Source organism: Elusimicrobiota bacterium, from assembly GCA_026388095.1.
Lineage (GTDB): Bacteria > Elusimicrobiota > Elusimicrobia > UBA1565 > UBA9628 > UBA9628.
On record JAPLKL010000060.1, the window covers coordinates 1 to 6396 of the forward strand.

Below are 6396 nucleotides of genomic sequence, written 5' to 3' on the forward strand. Positions count from 1 at the left end.
CGCACGAAGAGAGAGTATTGGGCCGAAGTCTCAGTGATCTGGATGGCGACCTGAAATGCTAATTATATTTATGAAATAACGATAAATTTAGAAATACCTCCAGCGCTGGAGGTGGAGGGGCTAGAAGTGATGGGAAAATATGAAAAATTGGCACATCAAGTCGCCGTCTTTCGTCATAGCACAAAAACTGCGTGCCGCTAAGTGACCGGCATTGGGCCTAGACCCGGGCGTCCTCAGTCTTCCGGCACGCTGTCGATGTGCTCGAGCTTGTCCGCCTGGAAGCGGCGGGCGGCCAGCCAGTACACCGGCGCGGCCAGCGTGAAGAGCACGGCTAGGGCCAAGAAGCCGCCCATGGTCCCCAGCGCGTCCCACGCGAAGCCCGAAAGGAGCAGGGCCACCATGCCCACGGCGCGGGCGAAGGCGTAGACGAAGCCGTTCACCGCTCCCAGGTCCCGCTCCGGCACGGTGGACTGCAGGTAGGAGATCGTCCCCAGCTCGTTGCCGATCATGGCCGCAGCCAGCAGGAAAGAGATCGGCACGGCCACCAAGGCGGTGGGGAACAGCCACCAAGCCCATACGGCCAAAGAGGCGACCCCGGCCAGGCGCATCCAGTTGGAGAGCCGGCTCTGCGGCCCCCGGCGCTCCAGGTAGAAAGCGCCGGCCAACTCGCCCACGTTCCAGGCGCCCAGCATGACCGCGGCCATGGCCGGGTTGTGCAGGACCTGCGAGGCGTAGATCACCGCGACCAAGGTGTGGAAGATCTTGTGCAGAGCGTTGAGGGGGATGTTGACCAGGACGATGGTGCGCAGCTTCTTCTCGGAGACCACGTACTTGGTGCCCCGGACCATATCGGCCCACCAGCCCTTGAGCGAGGCCTTGAGGCCGCCGGAGGATCCGCCGGGGGCGGGAGCCGCGGCGGCCGCGGGCGACTGGCTTTGGCGCAGCAGGCGCAGGGCGGTCAGGGCCGCGAGCAGGCAGAAGGCCGGATGCATCCAGATCGTGGCCATGGCGCCGACGCTGTGCACGAACCAGCCCGCGCCGAACACTCCGGCCGTCGCCGCGATCTCGCGCCAGACGTAGAGGCTGCCGTTGTGCTTGCGCAGGAGGCCCTCGTGGTGGCCCACGATCTGCGGCATGGCCGCGCGCCGGGCCACCTCGAAGAGCTCGGAGGCGACGCCGTTGATCATGAAGAGCCCGTAGATGATGGGCATGGCCAAGGACCCGCCGGAGAGGATGGCCAGCGGCACTCCGACGATGGCCGCGGCCTGCACGAAGCCGTTGACGACCAAGGCGCGCCGCGCGCCCATGCGATCCACCAAGGCTCCGCCGATGAGGCCGCCGAAGATGCTGGCCGCCTCGGCCGCCAGGTAAAGGGTGGAGACCGCCATGGCGGCGTGGAGCGTGTTGAGCAGGAGCAGCGGCACGGCCAGGTTGAGCGCCTCTATGCCGACCTTGACCGCGGCCACGGCGCTCGCGTAGGAGTGGAACTTGCTCTTCTGGTCGGCGTCGAGCTCCGGCACGGGCAGCGGAGCCTGTTGCGCCGCGGCGCGGTCCTGGGCCGGCTTGAGCGCGGCCCGAGGGCCAGCGGCGGCCGGCTCAGAAGAGGGAGAGGTGTCGGCGTTTACTTCGGCGGGGGCGGCCCGGCGGCCCAGGCCGGCCTCGAGTATGCGCTGCAACTCGGCCCCGCCGCGGCGCAGATCGGCGGCGGAAGCCTTGCGGTCCGCCACGGCTTCCAGGACCGGAGCCGATTCAGCGGCGATGCCGCTGACCTTGGTGGGCGTCTGAGAAGGGGCCTGGGGAGCGGTGGCGGCCGCTGGCGCGGCCGGCCCAGCGGCGGGGACCGAGACGGAGATGGTCTGGACGGCGGCGGACGTGAGGACGCCGCTGCCAACGTCCTTGACCTGCGGGACCGCGTCCGCGGAGCGGCCGCCCAGGTCGAGGCTGATCCCGGAAGAGAGCGCGTTGAGGCCGCTGTTCAGGGCGGAGGGAACGACGGCGATGCGTCCGGCCGGGAGGGACTGGGTGGCCGCCGAGACGGCGGTCTTGGCGACGGCGGCCCAGGCCTGCGGCCCGGGGGCGAGCAGCCCCAAGAGGGCGGCCAACGAGGCGGACAGGGCCTGGCGCGCGCGCATACGGACAATTTAGCGAAAAAAGGAGGTTCCGTCAGGGGACCTTCGGGGCAATGGCGGGGCGGCTATGGGCCTAGGGCGCCTAGGCCCATAGCCGGCTCTTCCCGCAGGCAGTCCTAGTCGCCTTGGCTCGCCACCTCGTTGGGCGTGATGGCGTTGCGGCCGGAGGCGCCGCCCGCGGACGGAAGCCTGTCCGCGCGCCCGACGTGGATGCCCGGGAACGGGTTGAGGGTCACCGTTTGCTGCGGGTCTTGGACGATGGCGTAGCCGGGGTCGTTGTTGGCCCAGCGGGCGTCGTTGGTCGGCGTCGCCTTGTAGCCGAGGCCCTCGGTGCGGATCAGGGCGCCCGGCGTGTAATCGTAGGGCGGGATATAGGCCGGCGCCTCGGCGGGAGGCTGCGGGTCGTCGGCGCGGCGCGCTCCGAAGGAGCCTCTGCCCCGCAGGTTGGACTTGTAGGACCCGACCGACCAGCTGCGGCCGCTCCGGGCGCGCGACGCCTCAAAGCGGGAGGTCACGCCGGAGAAGGTCACGCCGGAGGGGGCTATGACGGAACCCTGGATGGCAGTGGCGCGCCCGGCCTGCGAGACCGTGACGGGATGGGAGGTGAGGACGGAGTTGGATCGGACTACGGGCGCCAGGTGCGTGACGACGGTGCGGGGGGCGGCGGACGACCCGCGGAAGGTCGCACGCGCCGGCGCACCTCCGCGACGGCCCGACTGAGCCAGCAGGGCGGACGGCAAGATGAGGATGGCCACGATCAATGTCCGGTTTCGCATAAGGCCTCCCGCGTCTATATCACTGTAGCTCGCGACCGTGAAAACCCTGTTACAGGCTGTTAAATTATCGGTAAAGATGGCCAGGAGCGGCCGCCAAAAAATGTATGATGTACTGCACTTGACATAGCAACAGCCGCCGAGCCATACTAGTGGTCGGAAGGGGGCTCGGCATCCTCGCGCTTCGCATTTAGGAGATAATATCCATGTCGAACCGGTTCACGGAAAGGGCGCAGCGGGTCATCCTCATCGCTCAAGAGGAGGCCAAGCGGCTCAACCACGATTATGTCGGCACCGAGCATATCCTGCTGGGTTTGATCGCTTTGGGCGAAGGCGTCGCCGCCCAGGTCCTGGCCAACCTCGGGGTGGACCTGCGCCGCGTGCGCTCCGAGATCGAGAAGATCGTGGGCACGGGCGACAACGTCATGCTCCTAGGCGAGATCCCCTTCACCCCGCGGGCCAAGAAGGTCCTCGAATACGCGGTGGAGGAGGCCCAGCATATGGGCCACTCCTACGTGGGCACCGAGCACCTCCTGCTCGGCCTCATCCGCGAGGAGGAGGGCGTGGCCGCGCGGGTCCTGGAGAACCTCGGACTGCGCCTGGAAGTGGTGCGTGAGGAGGTCCTCAACCTCTTGGGCGAGGGCCAGTCCCAGCAGCAGCAGGGCGGCGGCGCCGGCGGCCAGCCCCAGACCCCCACGCGGACCAAGTCCAAGACCCCCACCTTGGACGAGTTCGGTCGCGACCTGACCGTCATGGCCCGCGAGGGCAAGCTGGACCCGGTCATCGGACGCATGGACGAGATCGAGCGCATGATCCAGATCCTGGCCCGCCGCCAGAAGAACAACCCGGTCCTCATCGGCGACCCGGGTGTGGGCAAGACCGCCATCGTCGAGGGCCTGGCCCAGAAGATCGCTTTGGGCGACGTGCCCGAGATCCTCAACAACAAGCGGGTCCTCTCTTTGGACCTGGCGTTGGTCGTGGCCGGAACCAAGTACCGCGGCGAGTTCGAGCAGCGCCTCAAGAACATCATCGAAGAGATCCGCCGGGCCAAAGGGCAGATCATCCTCTTCGTCGATGAGCTGCACACCGTGATCGGCGCCGGGGCGGCCGAGGGCGCCATCGACGCCTCCAACATGATCAAGCCGGCCCTCTCGCGCGGGGAGCTGCAGTGCATCGGCGCGACCACCTTGGACGAATACCGCAAGTACATCGAGCACGACGCCGCCCTGGAGCGGCGCTTCCAGCCCGTCATCGTCGATCCCCCGTCGGTGGAGGAGACCATCGCGATCCTGAAGGGCCTCAAGGAGAAGTACGAGGCCCATCACAAGGTGAAGTACGAGGACGCGGCCCTGGCCGCCGCGGCCAACCTGGCCGACCGCTACATCTCGGAGCGCTTCCTGCCGGACAAGGCCATCGACCTCATCGACGAGGCCGGCTCCCGGGCGCGCCTGCAGACCACCCAGACCCCGCCTCAGTTCAAGGACAAGGAGGCGGAGATCGAGAAGGTGGTCAAGGAGAAGTCCTCCGCCATCTCCGGCCAGGAGTACGAGAAGGCCGCCCGCCTGCGCGACAAGGAGAAGGAACTGCGCAAGGCCATGGAAGAGCTCAAGAAGAAGTGGCGGGAGAAGCGCGACCAGTCCACCCCCGCGATCACCGCGGAGGATGTGGCGTACGTGGTCTCCAAGTGGACGGGCGTCCCCGTCACCAGCCTCACCGAGTCCGAGACGGAGAAGCTGGTGCACATGGAAGAGGTCATTCACAAGCGCATCATCGGCCAGCACGAAGCGATCAAGGTCATCTCCCAGGCCATCCGGCGCTCCCGCGCGGGCTTGAAGGAGCCCAAGAAGCCCATCGGCAGTTTCCTGTTCCTGGGTCCCACGGGCGTGGGCAAGACGGAGTTGGCCCGGGCCCTGGCCGAGTTCCTCTTCAACAACGACGAAGCCATCGTGCGCGTCGACATGTCCGAGTACATGGAGAAGTTCGCGGTGTCTCGGCTCATCGGCGCGCCCCCCGGCTATGTCGGCTATGAAGAGGGCGGCCAGCTCACCGAGGCCGTGCGCCGCAAGCCCTACTCCGTGGTGCTGCTCGACGAGATCGAGAAGGCCCACCCCGACGTCTTCAATATCCTGCTGCAGGTCATGGACGACGGCATCCTCAACGACAACCTCGGCCATAAGGTGAGCTTCAAGAACACCGTGGTCATCATGACCTCCAACGTGGGCGCGCGCCTCATCTCCCGGGGCAAGTCCCTGGGCTTCATGGCTCCGGACGAGAAGCAGGACGAGCGCGACTACAAGAAGATGAAGGAGACCGTGATGGAGGAGGTCAAGCGCGTCTTCAACCCCGAGTTCATCAACCGCATCAACGAGATCATCGTCTTCCACTCCCTCAACGAGGACGAGATGCGCCAGATCCTCAAGCTCATGCTCGCGCGGGTGCGGGCCAAGATCGAGGTGCAGGGCTACAAGATCGAGTTCTCCGAGGCTGCGGAGGGTCTTCTCCTCAAGACCGGATTCGACGCCAACTACGGGGCCCGGCCCCTGCAGCGCACCATCCAGCGCATGGTGGAAGACCCTCTCTCCGAGGACATCCTCTTGAAGAGATTCGCGAGCGGCGGGACCATCGCTGTCGATTTGGACCCCGGAGGGGAGAAGCTTTCCTTCGCCGCCCCACCCGCTCCGGTCAACCCGACCCCTTCCTGACTCCGGAGGCGCATGACCCGTCGCGAAGACGGCACGCCGTCGGCGGCGGTCGCCGCCGCGAGCCGGATGTGCCAGCGCATCCCGCCGCGCGCGCGCGCGCGCCTGCAGCGGCTCGACCTCATGCTGGTCGCGGCCATGCTGGTGGTCACGGGTTCCTACGCCCTGGGCTACCGCCTGGACTGGCGCCAGGAGCAGGGCCTCAGCCTCGGCGCGGCCACCGAGCCCGAGGAGGAGTCCCTGGGGGCCGAGGTGCCGGCTCCGGCCGCCACAGCTCCGCCCATGACGGCCGACGCATCTCCTGAGGGCCGTCAGGGCGGCAGCGTCGTCCCCATGCCGCCGGCTGCGGGGCCCACCCCGACTCTGGCTCCCGCGCCGGCCCCGGCCCCGACCGCGATCGCGCCGGCCGTGGCCCCGGCCTGGAGCCAGAACACCGAGCAGTCCGCGTGGGACGGGATGACCGCGGAACTGGGCCGCGTCGCGGCCCGGCATCCCGGCCGGGTCTCCATCGTGCTCCAGGATCTGCGCACCCGGCGCGTCTGGTCCTACCATCCCGATGACCTGTTCCCTTCGGCGAGCCTCATCAAGGTGCCGGTCATGATCTCGGTCTTCTACAAGATCTCGGCGGGCGAGCTCTCGCTCAAGGAACGCCTCATGCTGCGCCGGCCGACACGGGTGGGCGGCTCCGGGAGCCTGAAGTGGCGGCCCGACGGCACCCGCCTGACCGTGGAGGAGCTCCTCATCCACATGATCAACGAGTCGGACAACACGGCCACCGCCATGCTCATCGACGCC

At 67.6% G+C, this 6396-nt stretch carries 4 protein-coding genes; 2 read left to right on the forward strand and 2 right to left on the reverse strand.

The window, feature by feature from the left end; all coding sequences use genetic code 11:
* Positions 1 to 233: 233 nt before the first annotated feature.
* Both NTY77_14710 and NTY77_14715 read right to left on the reverse strand, forming a co-directional pair.
* Positions 234 to 2132, reverse strand: coding sequence for an MFS transporter (locus tag NTY77_14710; protein MCX5796743.1), 1899 nt, complete (start codon positions 2130 to 2132; stop codon positions 234 to 236).
* Between the two features lie 113 nt (positions 2133 to 2245).
* Positions 2246 to 2905, reverse strand: coding sequence for a hypothetical protein (locus tag NTY77_14715; GenBank protein MCX5796744.1), 660 nt, complete (start codon positions 2903 to 2905; stop codon positions 2246 to 2248).
* A 203-nt stretch (positions 2906 to 3108) separates the two neighbouring features.
* Here NTY77_14715 and NTY77_14720 point away from each other — a divergent pair, with 203 nt between their 5' ends.
* Both NTY77_14720 and NTY77_14725 read left to right on the forward strand, forming a co-directional pair.
* Entirely contained in the window at positions 3109 to 5604 is a 2496-nt protein-coding gene (locus NTY77_14720) for an ATP-dependent Clp protease ATP-binding subunit (GenBank protein ID MCX5796745.1), read from the forward strand.
* Positions 5605 to 5616: 12 nt separating this feature from the next.
* Positions 5617 to 6396, forward strand: a 780-nt coding sequence (locus NTY77_14725) for a class A beta-lactamase-related serine hydrolase (protein MCX5796746.1), incomplete at its 3' end; no start/stop codon positions are given.

Coding starts and splice junctions, on each gene's coding strand:
- NTY77_14720 (MCX5796745.1), top strand. CDS start 3,109: ATGTCGAACCGGTTCACGGAAAGGGCGCAGCGGGTCATCCTCATCGCT.
- NTY77_14715 (MCX5796744.1), bottom strand. CDS start 2,905: ATGCGAAACCGGACATTGATCGTGGCCATCCTCATCTTGCCGTCCGCC.
- NTY77_14710 (MCX5796743.1), bottom strand. CDS start 2,132: ATGCGCGCGCGCCAGGCCCTGTCCGCCTCGTTGGCCGCCCTCTTGGGG.